Annotated in this window: 24 protein-coding genes and 2 pseudogenes; 16 read left to right on the top strand and 10 right to left on the bottom strand. The window is 61.1% G+C overall.

Annotation, left to right across the window (positions count from 1 at the left end; genetic code table 11):
* Nucleotides 1–149: 149 nt before the first annotated feature.
* Nucleotides 150–1,265 carry an extracellular solute-binding protein gene (locus ACXX9E_RS22695; RefSeq protein WP_458556234.1) on the bottom strand — a complete coding sequence of 372 codons (1,116 nt, stop codon included), beginning with the start codon at nucleotides 1,263–1,265 and terminating at the stop codon, nucleotides 150–152.
* A 110-nt stretch (nucleotides 1,266–1,375) separates the two neighbouring features.
* On the opposite strand from ACXX9E_RS22695, the gene ACXX9E_RS22690 reads away from it, so the two are divergent.
* Nucleotides 1,376–2,155 carry a helix-turn-helix transcriptional regulator gene (locus ACXX9E_RS22690; protein ID WP_458556233.1) on the top strand — a complete coding sequence of 260 codons (780 nt, stop codon included), beginning with the start codon at nucleotides 1,376–1,378 and terminating at the stop codon, nucleotides 2,153–2,155.
* Between the two features lie 48 nt (nucleotides 2,156–2,203).
* Here ACXX9E_RS22690 and ACXX9E_RS22685 read toward each other — a convergent pair whose 3' ends face one another.
* Nucleotides 2,204–3,145 carry a class I SAM-dependent methyltransferase gene (locus ACXX9E_RS22685; RefSeq protein ID WP_322374959.1) on the bottom strand — a complete coding sequence of 314 codons (942 nt, stop codon included), beginning with the start codon at nucleotides 3,143–3,145 and terminating at the stop codon, nucleotides 2,204–2,206.
* Between the two features lie 199 nt (nucleotides 3,146–3,344).
* On the opposite strand from ACXX9E_RS22685, the gene ACXX9E_RS22680 reads away from it, so the two are divergent.
* Nucleotides 3,345–3,758: a response regulator gene (locus ACXX9E_RS22680; RefSeq protein ID WP_123462561.1), complete on the top strand. Its 414-nt coding sequence runs from the start codon at nucleotides 3,345–3,347 to the stop codon at nucleotides 3,756–3,758.
* A gap of 56 nt (nucleotides 3,759–3,814) precedes the next feature.
* A complete protein-coding gene (locus ACXX9E_RS22675; RefSeq protein WP_458556232.1) occupies nucleotides 3,815–4,483 on the top strand; it encodes an HAD-IA family hydrolase in 669 nt (222 codons plus the stop codon).
* A gap of 29 nt (nucleotides 4,484–4,512) precedes the next feature.
* Here ACXX9E_RS22675 and ACXX9E_RS22670 read toward each other — a convergent pair whose 3' ends face one another.
* Nucleotides 4,513–5,172: a methyltransferase family protein gene (locus tag ACXX9E_RS22670; RefSeq protein WP_186744309.1), complete on the bottom strand. Its 660-nt coding sequence runs from the start codon at nucleotides 5,170–5,172 to the stop codon at nucleotides 4,513–4,515.
* Between the two features lie 98 nt (nucleotides 5,173–5,270).
* Nucleotides 5,271–5,432: pseudogene (locus tag ACXX9E_RS22665) on the bottom strand (LysR family transcriptional regulator); the annotation flags it as partial.
* On the opposite strand from ACXX9E_RS22665, the pseudogene ACXX9E_RS22660 reads away from it, so the two are divergent.
* From ACXX9E_RS22660 to ACXX9E_RS22650, 3 genes and pseudogenes are all read left to right on the top strand, one after another.
* Nucleotides 5,426–5,581 (top strand): annotated as a pseudogene (locus ACXX9E_RS22660) (aldo/keto reductase); the annotation flags it as partial. The pseudogenes ACXX9E_RS22665 and ACXX9E_RS22660 sit on opposite strands and share 7 nt — an antisense overlap.
* Entirely contained in the window at nucleotides 5,581–6,378 is a 798-nt protein-coding gene (locus ACXX9E_RS22655) for an SDR family NAD(P)-dependent oxidoreductase (RefSeq protein WP_123462567.1), read from the top strand. The pseudogene ACXX9E_RS22660 and the gene ACXX9E_RS22655, both read left to right, overlap by 1 nt.
* 30 nt (nucleotides 6,379–6,408) lie before the next feature.
* The gene (locus tag ACXX9E_RS22650; RefSeq protein ID WP_458556231.1) at nucleotides 6,409–6,819 is read left to right on the top strand and encodes an SRPBCC family protein; all 411 of its coding nucleotides are present in this window, start codon (nucleotides 6,409–6,411) and stop codon (nucleotides 6,817–6,819) included.
* Nucleotides 6,820–6,946: 127 nt separating this feature from the next.
* Here ACXX9E_RS22650 and ACXX9E_RS22645 read toward each other — a convergent pair whose 3' ends face one another.
* Together ACXX9E_RS22645 and ACXX9E_RS22640 are read right to left on the bottom strand one after the other, a co-directional pair.
* Complete coding sequence (locus ACXX9E_RS22645) at nucleotides 6,947–8,341, bottom strand: sensor histidine kinase (protein WP_447808058.1); 1,395 nt, start codon at nucleotides 8,339–8,341, stop codon at nucleotides 6,947–6,949.
* A complete protein-coding gene (locus tag ACXX9E_RS22640) occupies nucleotides 8,319–9,002 on the bottom strand; it encodes a response regulator transcription factor (protein WP_042559723.1) in 684 nt (227 codons plus the stop codon). The genes ACXX9E_RS22645 and ACXX9E_RS22640 overlap by 23 nt, the downstream gene beginning before the upstream one ends.
* Nucleotides 9,003–9,167: 165 nt before the next feature.
* On the opposite strand from ACXX9E_RS22640, the gene ACXX9E_RS22635 reads away from it, so the two are divergent.
* The 5 genes from ACXX9E_RS22635 (at nucleotide 9,168) to hcnC (ending at nucleotide 14,080) form a co-directional block, all read left to right on the top strand.
* The gene (locus ACXX9E_RS22635; RefSeq protein WP_123462572.1) at nucleotides 9,168–9,503 is read left to right on the top strand and encodes a YdcA family protein; all 336 of its coding nucleotides are present in this window, start codon (nucleotides 9,168–9,170) and stop codon (nucleotides 9,501–9,503) included.
* A gap of 192 nt (nucleotides 9,504–9,695) precedes the next feature.
* Nucleotides 9,696–10,625, top strand: a complete 930-nt coding sequence (locus ACXX9E_RS22630) for a hypothetical protein (protein WP_123462574.1) — start codon at nucleotides 9,696–9,698, stop codon at nucleotides 10,623–10,625.
* Between the two features lie 482 nt (nucleotides 10,626–11,107).
* Nucleotides 11,108–11,422 carry a (2Fe-2S)-binding protein gene (locus tag ACXX9E_RS22625; RefSeq protein ID WP_458556230.1) on the top strand — a complete coding sequence of 105 codons (315 nt, stop codon included), beginning with the start codon at nucleotides 11,108–11,110 and terminating at the stop codon, nucleotides 11,420–11,422.
* Nucleotides 11,419–12,828 carry a cyanide-forming glycine dehydrogenase subunit HcnB gene (hcnB, locus tag ACXX9E_RS22620; RefSeq protein WP_123462576.1) on the top strand — a complete coding sequence of 470 codons (1,410 nt, stop codon included), beginning with the start codon at nucleotides 11,419–11,421 and terminating at the stop codon, nucleotides 12,826–12,828. Before ACXX9E_RS22625 ends, hcnB begins: the two co-directional genes overlap by 4 nt.
* The gene (gene hcnC / locus ACXX9E_RS22615; RefSeq protein WP_128615751.1) at nucleotides 12,821–14,080 is read left to right on the top strand and encodes a cyanide-forming glycine dehydrogenase subunit HcnC; all 1,260 of its coding nucleotides are present in this window, start codon (nucleotides 12,821–12,823) and stop codon (nucleotides 14,078–14,080) included. The genes hcnB and hcnC overlap by 8 nt, the downstream gene beginning before the upstream one ends.
* Before the next feature lie 150 nt (nucleotides 14,081–14,230).
* Here the strand turns inward: hcnC and ACXX9E_RS22610 are convergent, their stop codons facing one another.
* Nucleotides 14,231–16,039, bottom strand: coding sequence for a monovalent cation:proton antiporter-2 (CPA2) family protein (locus ACXX9E_RS22610; protein ID WP_458556229.1), 1,809 nt, complete (start codon nucleotides 16,037–16,039; stop codon nucleotides 14,231–14,233).
* Between the two features lie 250 nt (nucleotides 16,040–16,289).
* Here ACXX9E_RS22610 and ACXX9E_RS22605 point away from each other — a divergent pair, with 250 nt between their 5' ends.
* Nucleotides 16,290–17,204, top strand: coding sequence for a LysR family transcriptional regulator (locus tag ACXX9E_RS22605; RefSeq protein WP_186744298.1), 915 nt, complete (start codon nucleotides 16,290–16,292; stop codon nucleotides 17,202–17,204).
* On the opposite strand, the gene ACXX9E_RS22600 is transcribed toward ACXX9E_RS22605, so the two are convergent.
* Nucleotides 17,194–17,961 (bottom strand): substrate-binding domain-containing protein, encoded by a 768-nt coding sequence (locus ACXX9E_RS22600; RefSeq protein WP_123462584.1) that lies wholly within the window; start codon nucleotides 17,959–17,961, stop codon nucleotides 17,194–17,196. The two genes, ACXX9E_RS22605 and ACXX9E_RS22600, sit on opposite strands and share 11 nt — an antisense overlap.
* A gap of 12 nt (nucleotides 17,962–17,973) precedes the next feature.
* Nucleotides 17,974–19,266, bottom strand: coding sequence for an MFS transporter (locus ACXX9E_RS22595; protein WP_123462586.1), 1,293 nt, complete (start codon nucleotides 19,264–19,266; stop codon nucleotides 17,974–17,976).
* 447 nt (nucleotides 19,267–19,713) lie between these two features.
* On the opposite strand from ACXX9E_RS22595, the gene ACXX9E_RS22590 reads away from it, so the two are divergent.
* Both ACXX9E_RS22590 and ACXX9E_RS22585 read left to right on the top strand, forming a co-directional pair.
* Nucleotides 19,714–20,661 carry an IS110 family transposase gene (locus ACXX9E_RS22590; RefSeq protein WP_447808931.1) on the top strand — a complete coding sequence of 316 codons (948 nt, stop codon included), beginning with the start codon at nucleotides 19,714–19,716 and terminating at the stop codon, nucleotides 20,659–20,661.
* Between the two features lie 212 nt (nucleotides 20,662–20,873).
* On the top strand, nucleotides 20,874–21,182 hold the full coding sequence (locus ACXX9E_RS22585; protein WP_123462588.1) for an RcnB family protein: 309 nt from the start codon (nucleotides 20,874–20,876) through the stop codon (nucleotides 21,180–21,182).
* Nucleotides 21,183–21,191: 9 nt separating this feature from the next.
* On the opposite strand, the gene ACXX9E_RS22580 is transcribed toward ACXX9E_RS22585, so the two are convergent.
* The gene (locus tag ACXX9E_RS22580; protein ID WP_123462590.1) at nucleotides 21,192–22,271 is read right to left on the bottom strand and encodes a sensor domain-containing diguanylate cyclase; all 1,080 of its coding nucleotides are present in this window, start codon (nucleotides 22,269–22,271) and stop codon (nucleotides 21,192–21,194) included.
* A gap of 163 nt (nucleotides 22,272–22,434) precedes the next feature.
* On the opposite strand from ACXX9E_RS22580, the gene ACXX9E_RS22575 reads away from it, so the two are divergent.
* Complete coding sequence (locus ACXX9E_RS22575) at nucleotides 22,435–22,773, top strand: FKBP-type peptidyl-prolyl cis-trans isomerase (RefSeq protein ID WP_322374952.1); 339 nt, start codon at nucleotides 22,435–22,437, stop codon at nucleotides 22,771–22,773.
* A 185-nt stretch (nucleotides 22,774–22,958) separates the two neighbouring features.
* Nucleotides 22,959–23,234 carry a metal/formaldehyde-sensitive transcriptional repressor gene (locus ACXX9E_RS22570; RefSeq protein WP_123462594.1) on the top strand — a complete coding sequence of 92 codons (276 nt, stop codon included), beginning with the start codon at nucleotides 22,959–22,961 and terminating at the stop codon, nucleotides 23,232–23,234.
* Nucleotides 23,235–23,246: the final 12 nt, after the last annotated feature.

The following is a 23,246-nucleotide window of genomic DNA, read 5'->3' as shown; positions in this document are numbered from 1 at the left end:
GTCTCTCTATAAAAAGTGTGAACAAGTCACGATTGCTGAGGGAGCGGGCTTGCCCGCGAAGGCGGCGTGTCAGGCGACAACGATACTGGCTGACCGGACGCTATCGCTGGCAAGCCAGCTCCCCCAGGGGTTTGTGGTCTACAGGAGGGTTACTGGCCGTTCTTGACCTTGCTCCACACCCGCGTGCGCACCCGCTCGGTGGCTTTGGGCAGCGGCTCGAGGGTGTACAGCGTGGCCATGGCGCTGGCAGACGGATACACCGCCGGGTTGTCGCGCGTGGCTGCGGCCACCAACGGCGTGGCCGCACGATTGCCGTTCGGATAGGACAGATGCTCACTGACCGGCGCGATCACTTCAGGGCGCAGCAGGTAGTCGATGAAGGCCAGGCCTTGCGTGCGGTTCGGTGCGTCCTTGAGCAACACCAGGGTGTCGAACCACACCGGCGCACCTTCCTTGGGCAGGCTGTAGGCGATCTTCACGCCGTTGCCTGCCTGCTCGGCGTTGGTCTTGGCTTCGAGCATCGCCCCCGACCAGCCCACTGCCACGCAGATGTTGCCGTTGGACAGGTCGCTGATGAATTTCGACGAGTTGAAGTAAGCGATGTGCGGGCGCAGTTTGAGCAGCAGCGCCTCGGCTTTCTTGTAGTCCTCGGGATCGGTGCTGTTTGGCGGCAACCCCAGATAGTGCAGGGCCACCGGCAGCATTTCCGAGGGTGAATCGAGCATCGCCACGCCGCACTGGCCGAGTCTGGCGAGGTTGTCTTCGTTGAACACCAGGTCCCAGGAGTCCACCGGCGCCTTGTCGCCCAGGGCTGCGCGCACCTTGTCGACGTTGTAGCCGATGCCATTGGTGCCCCACAGATACGGCACGGCGTACTGGTTGCCGGGATCGTTGTTGGCGAGTTTTTTCAGCAGATCGTGGTCAAGGTTTTTCCAGCCCGGCAGTTGCTCACGGGGCAGCGGGGCGAGGGCGCCGGCCTTGATCAGCGTCGGCAGGCTGTAGTTGCTCGCCACTACCACGTCGTAGCCACTGCGGCTGGTCATCAGTTTGCCTTCGAGCACTTCGGCGCTGTCGAAGGTGTCGTAGACCGGTTGAATGCCGCTGTCGCGCTGAAAGTCGTGCAGGGTGTTCGGGCCGATGTAGTCGTACCAGTTGTAAACGTGCACGCTCGGCGCATCAGCGGCCATCGCGCTCGAGGCGACGCTGATACAGGCCAGCAGACCCAGGTTGATGCCCAAGTTGATATAGCCACGGTGACGACGCATGATGCGGCACTCCTGGCCTGTGCAGGCCGGTGATGAACAGGAGTGCTCAGCCTATCGGGGCGGTCACGCCTGACCCATTCCCATCACGGGTTACTCAAAAGGGGTAGTGCGTGGACGCGTTGTTGCAGGAATTGCCGGTGCATCAGAGCCTGGCGCGGGTGTTCAGCGGCGTCGGCGAAGACGGTTTCTGGCGGGCGCTGGTCGACACCCTGCGCCTGCTGGTGCCGCTGGACAACGCGCTGGTCGCGGTCATGAAAGCCGCTCAGGCACCGCAATTGTTGATCGACTTCGACAGCAAGGGCGGCGCCGATGAGCAACAGGAACTTGCCGGTTACAGCGCCGGAATGTATCTGCTCGATCCGTTTTATCAAGCCGCGTCGAATGGCATCGCCGACGGTTTGCATAGCCTGGCCTCGGTGGCGCCGGACCAGTTTCTGCACAGCGAGTATTACCAGAGCTATTTTCGCTCGGTGGTGGGCGAGGATGAGCTGCAGTTCATGATCAACGTCGAAGGCGGCGTGCTCGGTTTGTCACTCGGTCGGGCGACGAGGTTCGACCTGGCCGAGCAGGGCCGGTTGTTATGCGTACGTGATTGGGTCCTGGCAGCGATGCGTCGGCATGTGCAGTTGTTGCCGCCGCAGGGCGTGCCGGTTGAGGCGGTGATCGGCGATCTGGCGACGCTGCTCGATCGTTTTGACGCGCGGCTGACGGTGCGCGAAATCGACACGGCGCGCCTGATTCTGCAGGGCTTTTCCAGCAAGGCGATGGCCCGGCAGCTGGGCATTTCACCGGAAACCGTCAAGGTCCACCGGCGCAATCTCTATCACAAGCTCAATGTGAACGGGCATGGCGAGCTGTTTGCGCTGGTGTTGCGTCCACCCACTGCCTGATGCACCACAGTCCCTGTAGGCGTGAGCCTGCAGGGTTTTTCGGGGGTGTCAGCCGTGGCGCTGGAAGACCAAGGCCTTGAGGCCGCTTTGCGGGTCGATATCGGGGAATTCCGGTGGATTTTCCAGTCGCTGTTCAAAGCGCAGGCTCGGGGCCTCCTGCATCACCCCGTCGATCAGGAAGTCCGCCCCGAACGACGGATCGTTCATGCACGCCAGCACCGTCCCTTGTGCTGTCAGCAACTCAGGCAGACGCCGCAGCACGCGCTGGTAATCCTTGGTCAGCAGAAAACTGCCTTTCTGAAACGACGGCGGGTCGATGATCACCAGGTCATACGGGCCGCTGTTGATCACCTTGCCCCAGGACTTGAACAGGTCATGCCCGAGGAAGCTGACCTTGCTCAGGTCATGGCCGTTCAGGCGATGGTTGTCGCGACCGCGGCTCAGTGCCGCGCGAGACATGTCGAGGTTGACCACATGGCTGGCGCCACCCGCGATGGCCGCCACGGAGAAGCCGCAGGTGTAGGCGAAGAGGTTGAGCACCCGTTTGCCGCTGGCCTGCTCGCGCACCCAGTTGCGCCCGTAACGCATGTCGAGAAACAGCCCGGCGTTCTGCTTGCGCCCCAGATCGACGCGATACTGCAAGCCGCCTTCGACGATGGTCATTTCCTCGATCTCCTCGCCCAGCAGCCACTCGGCGGTGCTCTGCGGCAGGTAACGATGCTGGATCAGCAAGGTCTGCGCGCCAGACTGCAGCCACTGCGGCGAACGGCTGATCTGCAGCAACAAGTCCTTGAGTGCTGCGAGTTGTTCGGGCGCCGGCTCCTTGAACAGCGACACCAGCACCACGCCCTGCAACCAGTCCACGGTCACCTGCTCAAGCCCCGGCCAGCAGCGCCCGCGTCCGTGAAACAGGCGACGGGTTTCGCTCGGTGCCGCCGCCAGCGCGGGCAGCAAATGGGCGTGAAGGGTGGCGAGGGCTTCAGGGTTCATCGGTCAGGGTCGGCAAGCAAAAGGGCCGGCATTTTAACCACAAACGGGCGGCGGCGAACGTCTGTCTGCGCCGGTCTTGGGCGTTCTTTCGGAAAAGATCTGTATCAAAAGTGAATTTCTGTAGAAGCCGCTGCTCATACCAGTTAAGCAGCGGATTCACGCCGCTAAATCGTTAATGCAATTCAGGGAGTGCTGTTCCATGTGCCCAACACCAACGGCGAACGCGCACCTTCCTGGCGGGTTGATTCTGGTGGTTGAGGATGACCCGTTGATTCTGGAGTTTCTTTGCGAAATTCTTCAGGAGGAAGGTTTCAAGGTCGAACCGCAAACCAGTGCCGATGCGGCGTCGCTTTACCTGGAAAAGCACGCGCAGCAAGTGGCGCTGTTGCTGACCGACATCACCATGCCCGGCACCCTCAACGGTGCTGATCTGGCCAACCTCGTCGGCGACCGCTGGCCAGAGAAGCCGGTGATGGTCATGTCAGGTTATGAAACCCCGGAAACCTCGGGGGTCAAGCATCCGGTCGCGTTCATCAAAAAGCCGTGGGCCATCGGCCAGTTGCTCGATTGCGTGGACAGCGCATTCAAGTCCAAGGCTCCGCGCCTGCACTGACAAGTGCTACATTGCCGGGCCTATTGTGCCCGGCACCTTGCCAGAGGAAGCGACCCTTGCCTGTTCACGACGCTGTATTCAATCGCGCATTCGGCGCCTTTCTGTTCGACATGGACGGCACCGTCCTCAACTCCATCGCCGCCGCCGAACGCATCTGGTCCGCCTGGGCCGTGCGCCACGGCGTCGATGTCGAGGCGTTTTTGCCGACCATTCATGGCGTGCGGGCCATCGACACGATCAATCGCCTGAACCTGCCCGGGGTGGACGCTGAAGCACAAGCGGCGTTTATCACCGAAGCGGAAATCGAAGACGTCGAAGGCATTGTCGAGATTCCCGGTGCGGCGGCATTTCTCAACAGTCTGCCTGGGGATCGCTGGGCCATGGTGACCTCGGCGCCGCGGGATCTGGCATTGCGGCGGATGGCGGCGGCGGGGATACCCGAACCGGCGGTGATGATCACCGCAGAAGATGTGCAGGCCGGCAAACCTGATCCGGCCGGCTACCTGCTGGCGGCCCGACGCCTGGGCCTCGAGCCGCGTGATTGCCTGATTTTCGAGGACGCCGCCGTCGGTATCCAGGCCGCTGAAGCGGCTGGCGCAGCACTGGTGATCATCACCACCACGCATCAGCATCCGCTGCACACAACTCATGCAACGCTGGCCGGTTATGACGCAGTCCAGGTCAACGTCGACAGTGCTGGCAAGCTGCGCCTGCAAGCCGACTGATTCAACTCAATCCCTGGGGGAGCGTGTTGTCAGTAAACCCCCGGCAGCAAGCGCCAGCTGCGCGCGCAATAAGCGTCGTACTCGGCGCCAAACTGCCCGCGCAGCAGCGCCTCTTCGGAATGAATGCGGGCGATCAACGGGATCAGGGTCAGTGCGGCGAGCAGCAGCCCGACCAGCGAACGAAACGCCAGCGCCCAGCCTACAGCGTTGATCACCAGCCCCAGATAACTGGGATTGCGCAACCGTTGGTAGATGCCATCGGTGACCAGCCGATGCCCCGGCTGGATCGCCACCAGTCCGCTGAAGCGCCGCCCGAGCACAAACACCGGCCACAAGCGCAGTGCGCCGCCGATGATAAACAGCAGCGCGCCGAACCAGCGGATGCCTTCGCCACCCAGCGTCAGGATATTCAGGCGGTCGCAGTAGGCCGGCAGAAAACCGCTGATCAAACCAATCACGCCGAATGCGGGAATCACCCAGCGATTGGCCCGGTCCTCGCGTTCGCCCGAACTCAGGTTCACTTCGGTGAACAGCGAGGCGATCACCATCGCCAACGTCGCCAGGGTCACGACCACCAGCGAGCCATGGGAAAAGAACACCGCCACACCACCAATTCCCCACATTGCCAGCCCCAGGTAAGCGAGCGTGGCGAGTATCGCGACGACGGTCATTTGCGCAGACATTTTCATGGCGGCCTCACGGCAAAAGGCTGATCCGTTCAGTGTAGATCGCCAGTGTTTTTCTGGAGGAGTGAGCCTGCTCGCGATGGCGATGCTTCATTCAATGGCTGCTCGGGCAAGGCCGGCAGCATCGGATCGTCGAGCACCTGAACACCTGGCAGGTCGGAGTCGTCATCGGTCGGCGGCTCACTCACCAACGCGATATCGAGGCTACGCTGACGCAGGCCTTCGAGTTGCTCGGCGGCGCTCAAGTTGTACCGCGCCACATGCGCTTGCCGAGGATGTCGCGGCGTCGGCGGCGGTGATACCTGCCGGCTTCTGGCAGGTGTTGCGTGAGGCAAAACTGGTTTCTGAACGGGCGCCGTTGCCGGATCAACAGATCGCAGCCTGCGGCAGCTCCTACCTGGGAGGTGTGTGATGAAAATTGATTTGAGCGGTAAGTTGGCCATTGTCAGTGGCAGCACGGCGGGTATTGGCCTGGGCATCAGCCAGTCGCTGGCCGAAGCCGGCGCCACGGTCGTGGTGATCGGTCGCGACACGGCCAAGGTTGACGCGGCGCTGGCGAGCATTCGGCAGAAGGTGCCGGGCGCGCAATTACGCGGTCTGACGGCTGATCTGGGCAGCGCCGAAGGCGCCGAAAAACTGTTCGCTGCACAACCGCGGGCGGACATCCTGGTGAACAACCTCGGGATCTTCGACGCGGTGGATTTCTTCGACACCCCGGACAGCGAGTGGACGCGGTTCTACGAGGTCAACGTGATTTCCGGCGTGCGCCTGTCGCGGCACTACGTGCCGGCGATGGTCGAGCAGGGCTGGGGGCGGGTGATTTTCCTGTCTTCTGAATCCGGTGTGGCGACGCCGGCCGACATGCTCAACTATGGCGTGACCAAAAGCGCTAACCTCGCGGTGTCGCATGGCCTGGCCAAGCGCCTGGCTGGCACTGGCGTCACGGTCAATGCGATCCTGCCGGGCCCGACGTTCACCGACGGTCTGGAGCAGATGCTCAAGGACGCCGCTGCCGAGTCCGGTCGCAGCCTGCGCGATGAGGCCGACGCCTTTGTGCAAAAGGCTCGACCCACCTCGATCATCCAGCGCGTGGCCGATGTCGAAGAAGTTGCGCATCTGGTCACCTACATCGCTTCGCCGCTGTCCTCGGCCACGACCGGCGCGGCCCTGCGGGTTGATGGCGGTGTCGTCGACAGCATGGCGATCTGAAACCGAAGTCTTCTGGAGAAACCTTTATTTATGGCAACTGCATCAGCAACGATCGACATCCCGGCCTCGGCCGATCAGGTCTGGCAATTGATCGGCGGCTTCAACACGCTGCCGGACTGGCTGCCGTTCATTCCCAAGAGTGAGCTGAGCGCGGGCGGGCGCGTGCGCACCCTGCAAACCGCTGACGGCGCAGTGGTGATCGAACGCCTGCAAACGTTCGATAACGCAGCGAAGACCTACAGCTATTCAATCGAACAGGCGCCGTTCCCGGCCACGGATTACCTGGCGACGATCAAGGTCGAGGCGCACGGGCAGGGCGCGCGGGTGACGTGGTCGGGACGCTTCACGGCCAACGGCGTAAGTGAGGAGGAGGTGGTGGCGTTGTTCAGCGGCATCTACCAGGGCGGCCTCGAAGCCCTGCGGGCCAATTACCCCACCTGATTGAACACCACAAAAACCCTTGCAGGCGTGAGCCTGCTCGCGATAGCGGTCGATCATTCAACAAACATGTTGGCTGACCCACCGACATCGCGAGCAGGCTCACGCCTACATTGCATCGCGGTGATTTTCAGGATTTTGAAATCAGACTTTGCCGACAATCGAGCATCAGTTTCGCCCCGCCAAGATCGCTCTGGCCCACTTCAAGACTGAAGCCATGCAGGCTGACAATCGCCGCCACAATCGACAGGCCGAGGCCAAAGCCACTTTGCGGTTGCCCACCCTCGGCCCGGTAGAACCGCTGAAACACCGCCTCACGCTCGGCCTCGGGAATCCCCGGCCCGGAATCGTGGACTTCGATCCGCGTATGCCCGCCGTCATTCACGCCGCGCAGGATCACCGTGCCGCCAGCCGGGGTGAACTTGATCGAGTTGCTCAACAGATTCGCCAGCGCCTCGAATAACAGTGCCCGATCACCGTTCAGGCGTGGCAGGGTTTCCGGCATGTTCAGTACAAACAGCAGTTCGCCTTCCTCGGCCAGCGGCAGGTAAAACTCGTGCAGTTCTTGCAGCAATTGCACCGGATCGAGCTCGACAAAACCCGAGCGGCGCTGCCGGTCTTCCAGTTCGGAAATCCGCAACAACCCGCGAAACCGCGCCATCAGCGTATCCGCTTCCGCCAGCACCAGATCCAGTTGCGCCGCTTCCTGCGAGCCTTCGCCGGCCTGTTGTTGCATGCGGTACAACTGCGCGCGCAGGCGGGTCAGCGGGGTGCGCAGATCGTGAGCGATGTTGTCGCACACGCCTTTGACCTCATGCATCAAACGTTCGATGCGCTCAAGCATGGCGTTGACGATGGCGGCGAGCATGTCCAGTTCATCGCGGCGATTGGACAGCGGCAAGCGGTGGGTCAAATCGCCCGCGACGATGGCCTGGGCACTGGCCTGAATCGCTCGAATCCGCCGCAAGGGCCGACGGCGTAACAAATGCCAGCCGGCAATCCCCGGCAAAATCGTCAGCGACACGCCCCAGAACAACGCGTGCAGGATGATCCGCGTCACCGCGAACAGCGAGCCGTTGTCGCGCAACAACACCAGCCAGCGTCCGTCACGGGTTTGCGTGGCAACGGCGTCGCAACTGTCGGCGGGCAGGGTCGGATCGTCGGAGTCGGCGCAGTCGACGAGCATGTGGATCTTGCCGTCCAGCGGCAGGCCTTCGGGGATCCGTTGCAGTGCGCCACCGAGGTAGGTGCCTTCGGCATCGAACAGGCCATAGGCGTCGATGCCGCGGATGTCGAAGGTCATGCTCGCGGCGAGGGCTTCTTCCAGTTGCTCGCCACGAAAGTGCGAAAACAGGTGCTGACGCTGCATCAGCGAATGTTTGGCGAGGTTGTCGAGGTAGCCGGACACCTCGAAATACATGACCCCCATGAGGATCGCGCTCCATGCCACGAACAGCGAACTGTACAGCGCCAGCAAACGGCTGCTGGAGGAGCGCCAGCCGTCAGACGGGTTCGGCAATGACATAACCCGAGCCCCGTACCGTGCGGATCAGCGGAACGTTGCCGGCAGCGTCGATTTTCTTGCGCAGACGGCCGATGTGTACGTCGATCAGGTTGGTGCCCGGGTCGAAGTGATAACCCCAGACCTCTTCGAAAATCATCATGCGCGAAAGGATCTGGCCGCTGTTGCGCATCAGGAATTCCAGCAGTTTGTATTCGGTCGGCAACAGCGTCAGGACTTGTTCGGCGCGACGCGCTTCGTGGCTGATCAAGTCCAGCTGCAGATCCGCGACCTGCAAGGTCGTCGCCTGGGTGGCGCCGCTGTTCTGCCGGCGCAACAACACTTCGACCCGCGCCGCCATCTCGTCGGTGGCGAACGGTTTGGTCAGGTAATCATCGCCACCGGCACGCAGGCCGCGCACGCGCTCGTCGACATCGGACAGGGCGCTGATCATCAGGATCGGCGTGGCCACGCCCATGGTGCGCAGGGTGGTGACGATGGCCAGGCCATCCAGTTCGGGCAACATGCGGTCGAGGGTGATCAGGTCGTAATTGCCGCTCACCGCCCGGTCGAGGCCTTCGCGGCCATTGTCGACCCAGTCGACGTCGAGCCCGTGGCTGCTCAATTCGGCGACGATTTCCCGGGCGGTCACGGCGTCGTCTTCGATGGTCAAAATACGCGTCATAGGGCTGGCCTTGATCGGTTCAACGGAATGGCTGCATTTTGCCAAGAAATTTCCGTGACGCTTTAAATTAACTTTCATGTTGTAGCTGCCATTGAGCGGGCTTGGGGAAATATTTTCCTGAACGTTGATGTCATCTGGCCACAATCTCAATAAGGAGTGGTTTCGGTGCGTACGTTGATTCGCCGTGGCTGGATGCCAATAACCGGGTTGGTGCTGACGCTGTTGAGTGCTTCGGCGATCGCCGCCAATACCCCTTGTTCCGGGAAGAAGGGCGGAATTGATCGTTGCGACGGCGACCTGTTCCTGTGCAATGACGGCTCTATCAGCGGCTCGAAGAAAAGCTGTGCCGCCCTGTTCGGCGAACGCCAGCAGGCGCGCCCGCAAAACTTTCTCCAGAGCGATGATGGCTGTGCCTGCGGCACAGGCTCGTTTTGCACGGGGCCGCGCGGAGGCGTGTATTGCCTGACGCCCAGTGGTAACAAAAGCTACAAGCGCAAATAACGTGCCTCGCCGCCAATGCATAAAACCCGCTGTTCTCGGGCATTTGTTGCAAGTTGCATGGTCCGGGGAAGTTCATTTTTTATAACTGATTGAAACCAAAGGATTTATTTAATTTCTGCGACTGGCACGGTCACTGCAATTCGTCTGATGACGAGTTGTAACACTATTTTTCATGCCTGGAGCGGTACAACAATGAATAGATCCTCAGATGGGTTTTATCCTGCTTACGAAGACTCGAGCAGCGTGTCAGGCGTTTCCTGGGGCGCGATTTTCGCCGGTGCGGCGGCTGCCGCTGCACTGTCGATGATTCTCGTGCTGCTCGGTTTCGGTTTGGGTTTCTCTGCCGTTTCACCGTGGGCCGGAGAGGGCATCAGCGCCAAGGGCCTGGGCATTTCCACGATTGTCTGGCTGGCGGCGACGCAAATCATCGCTTCGGGCATGGGGGGTTACATCGCCGGTCGTCTCCGGGTGAAGTGGGCGAACATGCACGGTGACGAAGTGTATTTCCGCGACACCGCCCACGGCTTCCTCGCCTGGTGTGTGGCCACGCTCGTTACCGCAGTGCTGGTGGTGGGCTCGGTCAGCAGCGTGATCAGTGGTGGCGTGCAGGCGGGTGCCAGTGTCGCCGGCGGTGCCGCCAGCGCCATTACCCAGGCAGCCGGTACGGCTGCGGCAAACACCGACAGCAATCAGTACGGTTACTTCGTCGACAGCCTGTTCCGTGATGACCGTCCTGCAGCCGTCAGCGATGACGCCGCCCGTGGCACCGTGACTCGTATCTTTGCGCAAAGCCTGGCCAATGGTCAGCTCAGCGCCGAAGACCGTACTTACCTTGCGCAACTCGTCGCTCAACGGACCAACCTGACCCAGGCCGATGCCGAACGTCGCGTCGATGAAATCTACGCACGTACCCAGAAAGCCATCGCCGACGCCAAAGTCAAAGCTCAAGAAGCCGCCGACACCGCTGCCAAAGTCGCTGCCTGGACGTCGCTGTGGATGTTCATCTCGCTGCTGGCCGGTGCGTTCTTCGCCAGCTTCGCCGCCACCTTCGGCGGTCGTCGTCGCGATGCGGTCGAGTACGTTGAAGTCGACACTTACACCACGACCACCCCGGTCCGTTAATCAAGGAGAACCACCATGCGCTCACTACTGCTGTTTTTCCTCGGCGTACCGATCCCGATCATCATTCTGATCGCCCTGTTCGTGCACTGATTGCTCTATAGGGGTTCATTGCCTCGGCCGCTTCCACTTCACGGTGAAAGCGGCTTTTTCATTATTGCCGCTGACCTGCGCAGGGGCTGCCGAAGGCTGTGATCCTTTGACTTTGATTTTTTAAAACAGGATCAAGAAATCGCAACCCGCAGCAGCGCCTGCAGGGAGAGATGTTTTAACGATCTGGATCAATATTCCCTTGGGCGAGATCACCTAACTTAAAAGATCCAGGCCCTTGTCGCGGTATCGACTACAGTGCTCCGGTGCGCAATTTGCTGCGCTCATGGAGTCGCCCGGCAGATCCCACCAAAAACCACAACGGATCGCCAGGCAGAGTGCAGCAAGGAGCTGACGTAGAACTCCCCTGAACCTTTTCACGGATGAACATTGCAATGCACTGCCTAGAACGAACCTTTGATATTCAGCCTTTGACCCAGGCGGATATGACCGTCCACATCAACGGCCAACCGGTGACCGCCGCCATCGGCGAAACCGTGCTCAGCGTCATTCAATCCCTTGGCGTACGCCAGATTGCCCGCAACGATCATGACCAGATCAGCGGCGCCTACTGCGGCATGGGCGTGTGCCAGTGTTGCCTGGTCAAAATCAACGGCCGACACAAGCGCCGCGCCTGCCAGACCGTGGTACGCGACGGCATGCGCATCGAGACCCAGGTCAACCGCGTCGCCGCGCAGGAGGTCCTATGAGTCAGCAACCGTTGATCGTCGGCGGCGGCCCGGCGGGCATGGCTGCGGCCATCGAACTGGCCCGGCACGGCGTGCGTTGTACCCTGCTCGAAGAAGCGTCGCGCCTTGGCGGGGTGGTCTATCGCGGGCCGCTGCGCGATGGCGTGCAACTGGATTATCTGGGGCCGCGTTACGCTGAAGTGCTGGGCAAACTGCACGGTGATTTTCAGGCGCAGGCCGGGTTGATCGACGTGCGTCTGAACCATCGCGTGATCGGCGCCGAGGGCTCGCGGGCACTGGTGGTGCTGGACGGCGACGAGCAACTGCACTCGATCGAGTACCCGCAAGTGCTGCTGGCTGCCGGTTGCCACGAACGCAGTGTGCCGTTTCCCGGCTGGACGCTGCCGGGGGTCATCATGCTGGGCGGTCTGCAACTGCAAATCAAAAGCGGTGTGGTCAAGCCGCAAGGGCCGGTGATCATTGCCGGCACCGGGCCGTTGTTGCCGCTGGTAGCGACGCAACTGCACGCCTCGGGCGTGCGTGTGGCGGGGGTGTATGAGGCCTGCGTGTTCAGCAAGATCGCCCGCGAGAGTCTGGCGCTGTTGAACAAACCGCAGCTGTTCCTCGATGGCCTGAGCATGCTCGCGTACCTGAAACTGCACGGCATCCCGATGAATTACGGCTGGGGCGTGGTCGAAGCCCACGGCGAAGGCGAACTGAAAAGTGTCAGCGTCGCGCCCTATTCGGCGACGTGGGAGCCGGACCTGTCCCGTGTCGAACGCTTCGAAGCGCAGACGCTGGCGGTCGGTTACGGCTTCATCCCGCGTACCCAACTCAGCCAGCAGATGGGCCTCGATCACGGCTTCAGCGACGACGGCTATCTGCGCGCCAACGCCAATATCTGGCAGCAAAGCAGCGAACCCCATGTGCACCTGGCCGGCGACATGGGCGGGATTCGCGGCGGGGAAGCGGCGATGCTCGCCGGCAAGATCGCTGCGACGTCGATCCTGTTGCAACGCGGCGTGCTCGAAGAGGAGCTGGCGCGGGTCCGCCGTGACCGCTACTTGAGCAAACTCAAAGCCATCGTGCGCTTTCGCGCTGCCGTGGATCGCTACACTGAGCGCGGCGTCGGCCAGACCGCGTTGCCGGCCGCCGACACGGTGATCTGCCGCTGCGAACACACGACCCGCGCCGACATCGACCGCGCGCTGGAGCAGGGCGTGCAAGACATCGCCAGCCTGAAAATGCGCACCCGGGTGAGCATGGGCGACTGTCAGGGGCGGATGTGCGTCGGCTATTGCAGCGACCGTCTGCGCCAGGCCACCGGACGCAAGGACGTCGGCTGGCTGCGTCCGCGTTTCCCGATTGATCCGATTCCATTTTCCGCGTTCCAGTCCGTCGGCACGGAGGCCGCTGCCCATGAGTAAGTTTTATGACGTGATCATCGCTGGTGGCGGCGTGATCGGCGCGTCCTGCGCCTATCAATTGTCCAAGCGCCAGGGCCTCAAGGTCGCGCTGATTGATGCCAAGCGGCCGGGCAACGCGACCCGTGCTTCGGCCGGTGGTTTGTGGGCGATCGGTGAATCGGTCGGCCTCGGCTGCGGGGTGATTTTCTTCCGCATGATGTCGGCCAATCGCAAGCGCGAAACCCAGGGCGCGGCGGTGGCGGTAGACGCCAGCACACCGCATATCCTGCCGGCGTCGTTCTTCGATTTCGCCCTGCAGTCCAACGCGCTGTACCCGGCGTTGCACCGGGAGCTGAAAGACCACCACGGGATGGATTTCAAGTTCGAAAAGACCGGTCTGAAATTCGTCATTTATGACGACGAAGACCGGCTCTACGCCGAACACATCGTCGGCTGCATTCCGCACCTCGCCGATCAGGTGCGCTGGCTCGATCAGGCGGCGCTGCGTGCAGCCGAGCCGAGCGTCAGTCACGAGGCCCGTGGCGCACTGGAGTTTCTTTGCGATCACCAGGTCAGCCCGTTTCGCCTCGCCGATGCCTATCTGGAGGGTGCGCGGCAGAACGGTGTCGATATCTTCGTCAACACCAACGTGACCGGTGTGCTGCACCACGGCACCCGCGTGACCGGGGTGCAGACGGCGGAGGCGGGGGTGTTTCACTGCAAGACGCTGATCAACGCGGGCGGCGCCTGGGCGGCGGATTTGAGCGAGTGGGCGACCGGCATCCGCATTCCGGTGAAACCGGTGAAGGGCCAGATTCTGCTGACCGAACGTCTGCCGAAAATCCTCAACGGCTGCCTGACCACCAGCGATTGCTACGTGGCGCAAAAGGACAACGGCGAGATCCTGATCGGCAGCACCACCGAAGACAAGGGTTTCGACGTGACCACCACTTACCCGGAAATCGCCGGGCTGGTGCAGGGGGCGGTGCGCTGCCTGCCGGAACTCAAGGACGTCAACCTCAAGCGCACCTGGGCCGGACTGCGTCCGGGCTCGCCGGACGAGTTGCCGATTCTCGGGCCGATGCGTGGGGTGGAGGGCTATATGAATGCCTGCGGACACTTCCGCACCGGCATTCTGACGTCGGCGATTACCGGTGTGCTGCTGGACAAACTGATCAACGACGAGCCGTTGCCGCTGGATATCACGCCGTTCCTGGCCGACCGGTTTGAGGTCGCGCCGGTCAAGCACGAGCATGAATTAGAGCTGGCCTGATTCAAGTCACATTGATGCGGAATGTGCTGGCCTCTTCGCTGGCAAGCCAGCTCCCCCAGGGTTTGCAGTCGTTCACAAAACCTGGGGGAGCGGGCTTGCCCGCGAAGGCGTCGGCCCTGGCGGTCTGAAATTTGGATCTGTTCAAGGACGTCAGTCCTGGCGCGATTCCTCTTCCAGCTGATCCGACTCAAACAGCCGCGCCAGTTCCGCCCGGGCTTCCTGAGCGGTCTGCAGGACTTTGGCGGCGTCGTCGTAAACCGCGTGCTGGGCTTCCAGCACCTGTTCGTCGTGGTGCTTGAAGCGCTTGATCCGCGCATCGGCCTGGGCCTGGGTCAGACCGAGGCCGACCAGGGTGCGGCGGCTCATTTCCAGACTCGAATAGTAGGTTTCCCGAATCGGCTCGGCGCCGACATCGACCAAGCGGTGCACGTGCTGACGGTTACGTGCCCGGGCGATGATTTTCATGTGCGGATACAGCTTGCGCACGATTTCGGCCGTCTTGATGTTGGTCTCCGGGTCATCCGTGGCAATCACGAAATACTCCGCCTCGCCAACTTTGGCCGCATTGAGGATTTCCGGGCGCATCGGGTCACCATAGAACACCGGCACACCGCCGAAACTGCGCGACAGCTCGATGGTTTCCACCGAGGTGTCCAGCGCCACGAACCGGATGTTCTGCGCCCGCAGAATCCGCGCCACGATCTGCCCCATCCGGCCCATGCCGGCAATCACCACCCGTGGCGTTTCGGTGTCGATCTGGCGGAACTGCTCCGGCACTTCCACCGGTTGCACTTTCGGGCTGACCAGACGCGCACAGAGCAACAGCAACAATGGCGTCACCGCCATCGACAGGGTGATGGTCAGCACCAGCAAGTCGTACAGGCGCGGTTCGAACAGACCCTGATCGCGACCGATCTTGAACACCACGAAGGCGAATTCACCACCGGCAGCCAGGACGATACCGAGGCGAATGGCGCTGATCTTGTTGAGACCACCGGCCAAACGCCCGACAACGAACAGCAACGGCAGCTTAAGACCGATCAGCAACAGCGTCAGCCCCAGCACGGTGATGGGGGCGCTGAGCAACAGGCTGAGATTTGCGCCCATGCCGACGCTGATGAAAAACAACCCCAGCAGCAGCCCTTTGAACGGTTCGATCTGTGCTTCCAGTTCATGGCGATACTCCGAATCCGCCAGCAGCAGCCCGGCGAGAAACGCCCCCAGCGCCATCGACACACCGACCAGGTCCATCAGCCACGCCGTACCGATCACCACCAGCAGCGCGGTGGCGGTGGACACTTCCGGCAAGCCGGTTTTCGCCACCACGCGGAACACCGGACGCAACAGATAACGCCCGCCGACCACCACCACGGCGATGCCGCCGAGCACTTGCAAGGCGTGATTGAGGCTGTCGGCGCTGCTGGTGTCCTGACCGCTGCCGGCGAGCATCGGCACCAGGGCGATCAACGGGATGGCGGCGATGTCCTGAAACAGCAGAATCGCAAATGCCAGCCGTCCGTGGGGGCTGGTCAGTTCCTTGCGCTCGGCCAGGCTTTGCAGGCCGAACGCGGTGGACGACAGCGCCAGGCCGAGGCCGAGCACTATTGCGCTGTTAAGAGGCTGGTCAAACAGCGCCAGCGCCAGCCCGCCAATCACCGAGGCGGTCAGCAACACCTGCGCCAGGCCGACGCCGAACACCGATTTGCGCATTACCCACAAACGTCGCGGCGACAGTTCGAGGCCAATGATGAACAGCAGCAGGACCACACCCAGTTCCGAGATGTGCGCCACGCTCTGCGGATTGCCGATCAGGCCCAGCACGGAAGGACCGATGATCACCCCGGCAAACAGATAACCGAGCACAGCGCCCAGTTGCAGGCGTTTGGCCAGAGGCACGGTGAGCACCGCCGCTAACAGAAACACGACAGCGGCTTGCAACAGATTGCCTTCATGGGGCATGGGGTAACTCCTGACAACGGTACGGCGGGGGCGATAAGGATAAGGGCTGAAACGATTCAAGATCCACTGAAGATCCCCTGTAGCAGCGAGCCTGCTGGCGATAGCAATCTGTCAGATTCCCGGTTGTTGACTGACATTCCGCCATCGCGAGCAGGCTCATTCCTACAAGGGCTGCTTATGCGCTCTGTAATATTTTGCATCAGTTGGTTACATTGATAGCCTTTGTGAATCAATCTTTTTAGAGTTCGCCATGGCCATCAACTTCGACCTCAACGACCTGCAGGCCTTTCGCGCGGTGGTCGAGCAGGGCAGTTTTCGCAAGGCTGCCGACACCGTGCGCCTGTCACAACCGGCTCTGAGCCGGCGCATCGAAAAGCTCGAAGACGCCCTCGGTGTGAAGTTGTTCGAGCGCACCACGCGCAAGGTCAGCCTGACCCAGGCCGGGCGCGGATTCATGCCCAGCGTCGAGCGCTTGCTGGATGACCTCGACGTGGCATTGCTGGGCATCAGCGAAGTCGCTTCGACCCGAATGGGTCACGTCACCGTGGCCTGCGTGCCGTCGGCGGCGTACTACTTCATGCCGCGGGTGGTGGCGCGTTACCACCAGCAGTTTCCGCGGATCAAGGTCAAGGTCCTCGATTCCAGCGCCCACGATGTGCTCAGCGCAGTGGTGAATGGCGAGGCGGATTTCGGTTTGAGTTTCCTGGGCACTCAGGATGCCAAAGTCGATTTCGAACCGCTTGTGCAGGAGTGCTATGTCGTTGCTTGCCGGCGCGATCACCCGTTGGCCGGGCGCAGCAGCGTGACGTGGGACGAGTTCTATCAGCAGGATTACATCTCGCTCGACAAGACGTCGGGCAACCGCTTTTTGCTTGATCAGGCCTTGAGCAGCGTGGTGCCGCAGCGTCAGAGCATCTGCGAGACGCGGCATGTGACGACCATGATTGGTCTGGTGGAGGCGGGGCTGGGGGTGGCGGCCGTGCCGCTGATGGCGATGCCGGGGCCGGATCATCCGATCCTGACGCGGGTGCCGCTGACCGATCCGCAAGTGATGCGCAGCGTCGGCATCATCAAGCGCCGGGGTCGCACGTTGACCCCGGCGGCACTGGAACTGGAGCGGCTGGTGGTGGAAATGAAAGTCCAGCCGCCAACGATCAGCGCTTGACCGAATCCAACCCGGTGGCTTGCACGTCTGCCTGGGCCGCAGGTGCGGCGAGGTAGTCGAGCAGGGCCTTGGCCTCTTTTGGATGCTGCGCACCGACCGGGATACCGGCGGCGAAGCGCGTCACCGACTGCACCGACTCCGGAATCTTGCCGACAAATGTCACGCCCGGCACGGGCAGCAATTCGCTGACCTGCTGGAAGCCCAGCTGATAGTCACCGGTGGCCACCACGGAGCCGACCGGGACTTTCGGGATCATCTTCGCTTTCGGTTTCAGTTGATCTTCGACGCCGAGTTTCTTGAACAGCTGCTGCTCGATGTACACGCCGCTGGCGCTGTCGGAGTAGGCCACCGATTGTGCGTCGAGCAGGGTTTTCTTCAGGCCTTCGACGCTGCTGATGTCCGGTTTCGGCGCGCCTTGGCGCACCACCAGGCCGATCCGCGAATCCGCCAGTTCAACCCGCGAAGCCGGGTCGACCTTGCCCTGCTTGATCAAATCGTCGAGGGCGTAGCCGACCATGATCACCACGTCAGCGTGTTCGCCACGGGCGAGGCGATTGGGGATCGCTTCCGGCGCCTTGCCCATCGACGGGCCGAGCTGGGTGTCGAGCGTGTTGCCGGTGGCCGCGGCGAATTTCGGCCCGAGGATTTTGTAGGCGGCAGTGAAGCCGCCCGACGTCATCACGTTCAGTTGTTCAGCGTGTGCCAGGGCGCTGAACGCGAAGAGGGCGACGGCACTGAGGTTAATGAGTTTTTTCAAGGTGATTGCTCCTTATGCGGCAACCGGTTGCAGACGGCCGCCTGCGCGGCGATAGAGATACAAGGTGGCGCACAAGGCGCACAGCGCGCCGATGCTCATCCAGTAACCCGGCGCAGCCTTGTCGCCGGTGTACTGGATCAGAAAGGTCGACATCGCCGGGGTGAAACCGCCGAAGACCGCAGTGGCCAGGCTATAGGCCAGCGAGAACCCGGCAACGCGCACTTCCACCGGCATGATCTCGGTAAGCGCCGGGATCATCGCGCCGTTGTACATGCCGTAGATAAACGACAGCCACAGCAGCGACAGCAACATGTGGCTGAAGCTCGGCGCCTGCACCAGGTACGACAGCGCCGGGTAGGTGGTGGCCAGGGCCAGCAGCGACATCGCGATCAGCACCGGGCGACGACCGATACGGTCGGACAACATGCCGCCAATCGGCAGCCAGCAGAAGTTCGACACACCCACCAGCAAGGTCACCAGCAGCGCGTCGGAGGTGCTCAGGTGCAGCACGGTTTTGCCGAAGGTCGGCGCGTACACGGTGATCAGGTAGAACGCCGTAGTGGTCAACGCCACCATCAACATGCCGCCCAACACCACGCCCCAGTTCTGGCCGAGGGTGTGGAACACTTCGCGCATGCTCGGACGGTGTTTGCGTGCGGCGAACTCTTCGGTTTCCGCCAGGTTACGGCGCAGCAGAAAGATGAACGGCACGATCAGGCAACCGACGAAAAACGGAATGCGCCAGCCCCAATCGGCCACCACGCTTGGCGCCATCCACGCATTCAGTGCGTAGCCCAACGCAGCAGCGACGATGATCGCCACTTGCTGACTGGCCGACTGCCAGGCCGTGAAGAAACCCTTGCGACCCGGGGTGGCGATCTCCGCGAGATACACCGAAACCCCGCCCAGCTCCGCACCGGCGGAGAAGCCTTGCAGCAGCCGCCCGATCAACACCAGTGCGGGTGCGAACAAGCCGATGCTTTCGTATCCGGGCACCAGCACAATCAGGATCGTACCGCTGGCCATGATCGACAGGGTGACGATCAAGCCCTTACGGCGGCCCACGTCGTCGATGTACGCACCGAGCACAATGGCGCCCAGCGGTCGCATCAAAAAGCCGGCGCCGAACACGGCGAACGTCATCATCAGAGACGCGAACTCACTGCTCGCCGGAAAGAACACCGCCGCGATCTGTGTGGCATAGAAACCGAACAGAAAGAAGTCGAACTGTTCGAGGAAGTTGCCCGAGGTGACTCGGAAAATGGCACCGGCCCGCGAGCCGCCGTGTGGGATTGAGGCTGTCATAGCAAAGGACTCCACCGCTTTTATGACGTGCGCGACGTGGAAGCGGCGCACGGTTGTTATTGCGGTGGATGGTGGCGCAGGTGTAACTGGATGTTAATTGCATTATTGGCATGCATTGATGCGCAAAGCGGATCAATCTCTTGAAACACCTCTAACCCTGTGGGAGCTGGCTTGCCAGCGATAGCGGTGTGTCAGTCAATGAAAATGCTGAAAGGCCTGTCCCCATCGCTGGCAAGCCAGGCTTGTATGGTAGGACTTGAAGGGAGGAGGAGGGACAAAGCCCGATTCTGACTGTTGACGCAGTACAGATCCGTGGGAGATTTCGCCCCTCCTCCTTTCACCCAAGCGCCGATAAAGAATGCATCTGGCTAGACCGACGATAGGAACAAGCCTGCGCCTCTGGGTGAGCCCTTCAAGTGCTCAAAACCATATCCCGGAGGAAAACCAATGGCAATGCCGGTTTCTGTCACAAAGCCGATCGTAGGCGTGGATGTCGCCAAGAACGAACTGGTGATCTATCACGCCGAACTTGACCTGCTTGAAGAGATCCCCAACAACAAAACAGCCATCAAGCAATGGTTGAAAGCCTTGTCGGGGACCGTCGCTGTAGCCATTGAGTCGACTAATATCTATCACCTGGAGTTCGCCGATCTGGCCTATGAGGCCGGCTGCGTGATTTACATGGTGGGTGGCTATGAACTTAGCCATTACCGCAAAGGGGTGAATATCCGCGCCAAAACCGATGCGCTGGATGCCAGGCTGCTCGCTCGCTATCTGAAGAACGAAGGTGATGATCTTCACCCTTGGACCCCGCCATCACCGCTGTACCGCCAGCTCTTGAGCCTTTTTCGTCGTCGCGCAGCCTTGGTCCAGGCGCGGGTCGCTCTGGTGCAAAGCTGGGCGAATGAGCCGCTGCTGAAATCTGCGTTTGCCGAGCAAGTGAAGTCCATGCAAAAGCTTGAAACGCTGGTCGAAAAGACGATTAATGATCGTCTGAAAGAAGCTGGTTTGCTCGGTCAGTTGAAGCGTTGCCTGAAAGTTGAAGGCATTGGATTTCTGACCGGAGCCCGTTTGCTCACGACGTTTCAGCGGGGCGAGTTCAGAAGCGCGGATGCGTTTATCGCCTTTCTGGGGATGGATTTACGAGTGTCGAAGTCAGGACAAAAAGACGGTCGTCGGAGTTTGACCAAGCGAGGTGACCCTGAAGCCCGCCGGCTTCTGCACAACGCGGCCATGTCGGCCAGCCGAACACCAGCCTGGAAAGGCTTTTACGAAGAGCAAAGATCTCGAGGTTTTAGTACCACTCAGGCGCTGGTGATACTGGCTCGCAAGCTTGCTCGGATCGTATTCGCCCTACTGAAGAGGCAGAGCGAATACCAACCAAAAGCCGGTTGAGGGCTTCCCCTCAACCATAGAATCTCCCACAGGGTTTGGTGGTGTTCAAAAAAGTCGAGTACAGCCAAGACACTTGTGGGAGCTGGCTCGCCAGCGATGGCGGTGTGTCTGCCAACTACAATGCCCCGGCCAGCCCATGCAAAAAAACAAGGAATGATTCCAGTCCTCCGCAGTCGGAGTTCAGGTATCACAAATCTGAAGGAGGTTCACCGATGAACAGCAAAACCCTAATCGCCAGCCTGGCCCTCGTCGCCGGCATTGCCGGGATCAGCCCACTTGTTCAAGCGGCGCAAACCTCAAGCGAACCTGCCGTCCAGTCCCCGACCAGCGACCGTGAATTGAAGGTCAACGACCGGGCCCCGGACGTTTATCAGCGCAGTGACAAAGCGCTGAAAAACTGGAAACAGAAAGGTTTGAAAGCACCGGTCGAACAGGCGCAGTGGGTGCAGATCAACGACAAGTACGTGATGGTCATGATCACCAATGGCACCATCGTCGAGATGCAACCTGTCGAGCGTTAAGCCCCGGATTCAAAAGCCCTGCGCATGCACCCGCGCAGGGCTCACGCCCCCCAACCGATACTGATTGTTCCCACTGCGCTTGGCTTCATACATCGCCAGATCGGCAATGTGCAACAGCCGATCCATGGTCGGCGCATGATCCGGAAACACCGCCACCCCAAGGCTGGTGCCGACATGGCGCTGGTCGTTGCCGATGGTGATCGGCGGCGACAGTTCGATGAAGATCTTCTGACAGATGCGGCGGGCTTCGTCCTGCAGGTCGAGGTCCGGGGCGAGGCCTTGCAGGATCACCACGAACTCATCGCCGCCGATCCGGGCGACCGTGTCGGTGTTGCGCAGAATGCGTTTCAGGCGCGTGGCGGTGGTGATCAGCACCCGGTCGCCGGCGGCGTGCCCATAGTGGTCGTTGATGTTCTTGAAGCCATTCAAGTCGACAAACACCAGCGCCACCCGCGTAGCGGTCTGACTCGCCTGATCCAGCGCTTCGGACAAACGTTCTTCCAGCACCAGGCGGTTGGGCAGGCCGGTCAGCGGGTCGAAGTGGGCGAGGTGCTTGAGGTAACTCGCCGAGGCTTTTTCTTCGGTGATGTCGCGCACCACGCCCATCATCTTGATCACCGCGTCGTGATCGTTGCGCACCACGTTGCCGGTTTCGCGCAGCCAGCGAATGGTGCCGTCGGGCCAGACCACGCGGTATTCCTCGTCGTGGTTTTCGCCGGTTTCCAGGCAACGCAATTCACCGTCGCGGACCCTGATGCGATCGTCCGGGTGCACGCAAGAACAGAACAAGGCATAGGACGGGGTGATTTCGCCGATCTTGAACCCAAACATGCCGTAGATCGCATCCGACCAGTACAGCCGATCGGTGTCGACCTCCCAGTCCCAGGTGCCGATACGCGCAAAATACTGGCTGCGCTTGAAGCGCTCGGCGTCGCCGTCCTGATGGATATTGCGACCCTCAGCCGCGCGGGTCAGCAGGTCTCGGTACTCAGCCAGGCGACGGCGTAACCCGCGCTCGCGCAGAACCAGTACGACAATCACGGCAAGCATGACGACGCCAATGGCCAGGCTGATCCAGAGGTCAATCATTCGGGAACTGCCAGCATGACGTAACAATCCGTGAAGTAATGGCGGATGGCTATATTAAGGGTTCCGCCACCGATTGGGATACAGCGGCCATCTTCGTTTATGAGTTGCGAATGAGCGACAATTCTGGGAAAACGGCGGCCAGCTGAATAACAGAGTGAATGTCATGAACGATGAATTGCAGGTAATCGATCTTCAGGTCGGCGAAGGCAAAGCCGCCGTCAAAGGCGCACTGATCACCACCCATTACACCGGCTGGCTGGAAGACGGCAGCGAGTTCGACTCTTCCCACAGCCGTGGCAAACCGTTTCAGTGCGTGATTGGCACAGGGCGGGTGATCAAGGGTTGGGATCAGGGACTGATGGGAATGCAAGTGGGCGGCAAGCGCAAACTGCTGGTGCCGGCGCACCTGGGGTACGGCGAGCGGTCGATGGGCAAGATTCCGCCGAATTCGAATCTGGTGTTCGAGATTGAGTTGTTGGAAGTTCTGACGCGGGACGATTGAGGCGGGTGTAATAACGACCTTGATTTTCCTTATCTGACATTCGGTATCCGTCATTGCCAGCGGGCTCTCACAGGGGGATCGAGCTCGCTCTCAGTATCCCGTTCATCCTTTGATTGCTCATCCGGCTTGCGATTGCCGAAGCCATCGACGATCATGCGCGGCATATAGGGGTAGGGGGTATAGGTATGTCGCACATTCACGAACACAAAGACGAATTGCTCAACCGCGTCCGACGTATCGCCGGGCAGGTGCAGGCGGTTGAAAAAGCGCTGGAGGGCGACGCCGATTGCGCCAAGACCTTGCACTTGGTGGCGGCGATTCGCGGCGCGGTCAACGGTTTGATGGAGCAGTTCATCGAGGCTCACACCCGAGAGCACGTGGCGCATCCCGACCTGACCGACGAAGAGCGCGCCCAGGGCGCCGAAGACTTGCTGCAAGCCATCCGCCGTTATTCCAAATAGAGCACGAGCATC

This window comes from Pseudomonas sp. GNP014, from assembly GCF_054344005.1.
This window is presented reverse-complemented; position numbering and strand designations above follow the sequence as displayed.

Excerpts from the sequence above, each read along its gene's own strand:
- ACXX9E_RS22695 (WP_458556234.1), bottom strand. The coding sequence starts at position 1,265 with ATGCGTCGTCACCGTGGCTATATCAACTTGGGCATCAACCTGGGTCTG.
- ACXX9E_RS22605 (WP_186744298.1), top strand. The coding sequence starts at position 16,290 with ATGGCCATCAACTTCGACCTCAACGACCTGCAGGCCTTTCGCGCGGTG.
- ACXX9E_RS22585 (WP_123462588.1), top strand. The coding sequence starts at position 20,874 with ATGAACAGCAAAACCCTAATCGCCAGCCTGGCCCTCGTCGCCGGCATT.
- hcnB (WP_123462576.1), top strand. The coding sequence starts at position 11,419 with ATGAGTCAGCAACCGTTGATCGTCGGCGGCGGCCCGGCGGGCATGGCT.
- ACXX9E_RS22680 (WP_123462561.1), top strand. The coding sequence starts at position 3,345 with ATGTGCCCAACACCAACGGCGAACGCGCACCTTCCTGGCGGGTTGATT.
- ACXX9E_RS22640 (WP_042559723.1), bottom strand. The coding sequence starts at position 9,002 with ATGACGCGTATTTTGACCATCGAAGACGACGCCGTGACCGCCCGGGAA.
- ACXX9E_RS22630 (WP_123462574.1), top strand. The coding sequence starts at position 9,696 with ATGAATAGATCCTCAGATGGGTTTTATCCTGCTTACGAAGACTCGAGC.
- ACXX9E_RS22590 (WP_447808931.1), top strand. The coding sequence starts at position 19,714 with ATGGCAATGCCGGTTTCTGTCACAAAGCCGATCGTAGGCGTGGATGTC.
- hcnC (WP_128615751.1), top strand. The coding sequence starts at position 12,821 with ATGAGTAAGTTTTATGACGTGATCATCGCTGGTGGCGGCGTGATCGGC.
- ACXX9E_RS22685 (WP_322374959.1), bottom strand. The coding sequence starts at position 3,145 with ATGAACCCTGAAGCCCTCGCCACCCTTCACGCCCATTTGCTGCCCGCG.
- ACXX9E_RS22580 (WP_123462590.1), bottom strand. The coding sequence starts at position 22,271 with ATGATTGACCTCTGGATCAGCCTGGCCATTGGCGTCGTCATGCTTGCC.
- ACXX9E_RS22595 (WP_123462586.1), bottom strand. The coding sequence starts at position 19,266 with ATGACAGCCTCAATCCCACACGGCGGCTCGCGGGCCGGTGCCATTTTC.
- ACXX9E_RS22570 (WP_123462594.1), top strand. The coding sequence starts at position 22,959 with ATGTCGCACATTCACGAACACAAAGACGAATTGCTCAACCGCGTCCGA.
- ACXX9E_RS22655 (WP_123462567.1), top strand. The coding sequence starts at position 5,581 with ATGAAAATTGATTTGAGCGGTAAGTTGGCCATTGTCAGTGGCAGCACG.
- ACXX9E_RS22575 (WP_322374952.1), top strand. The coding sequence starts at position 22,435 with ATGAACGATGAATTGCAGGTAATCGATCTTCAGGTCGGCGAAGGCAAA.
- ACXX9E_RS22650 (WP_458556231.1), top strand. The coding sequence starts at position 6,409 with ATGGCAACTGCATCAGCAACGATCGACATCCCGGCCTCGGCCGATCAG.
- ACXX9E_RS22610 (WP_458556229.1), bottom strand. The coding sequence starts at position 16,039 with ATGCCCCATGAAGGCAATCTGTTGCAAGCCGCTGTCGTGTTTCTGTTA.
- ACXX9E_RS22645 (WP_447808058.1), bottom strand. The coding sequence starts at position 8,341 with ATGTCATTGCCGAACCCGTCTGACGGCTGGCGCTCCTCCAGCAGCCGT.
- ACXX9E_RS22670 (WP_186744309.1), bottom strand. The coding sequence starts at position 5,172 with ATGAAAATGTCTGCGCAAATGACCGTCGTCGCGATACTCGCCACGCTC.
- ACXX9E_RS22625 (WP_458556230.1), top strand. The coding sequence starts at position 11,108 with ATGCACTGCCTAGAACGAACCTTTGATATTCAGCCTTTGACCCAGGCG.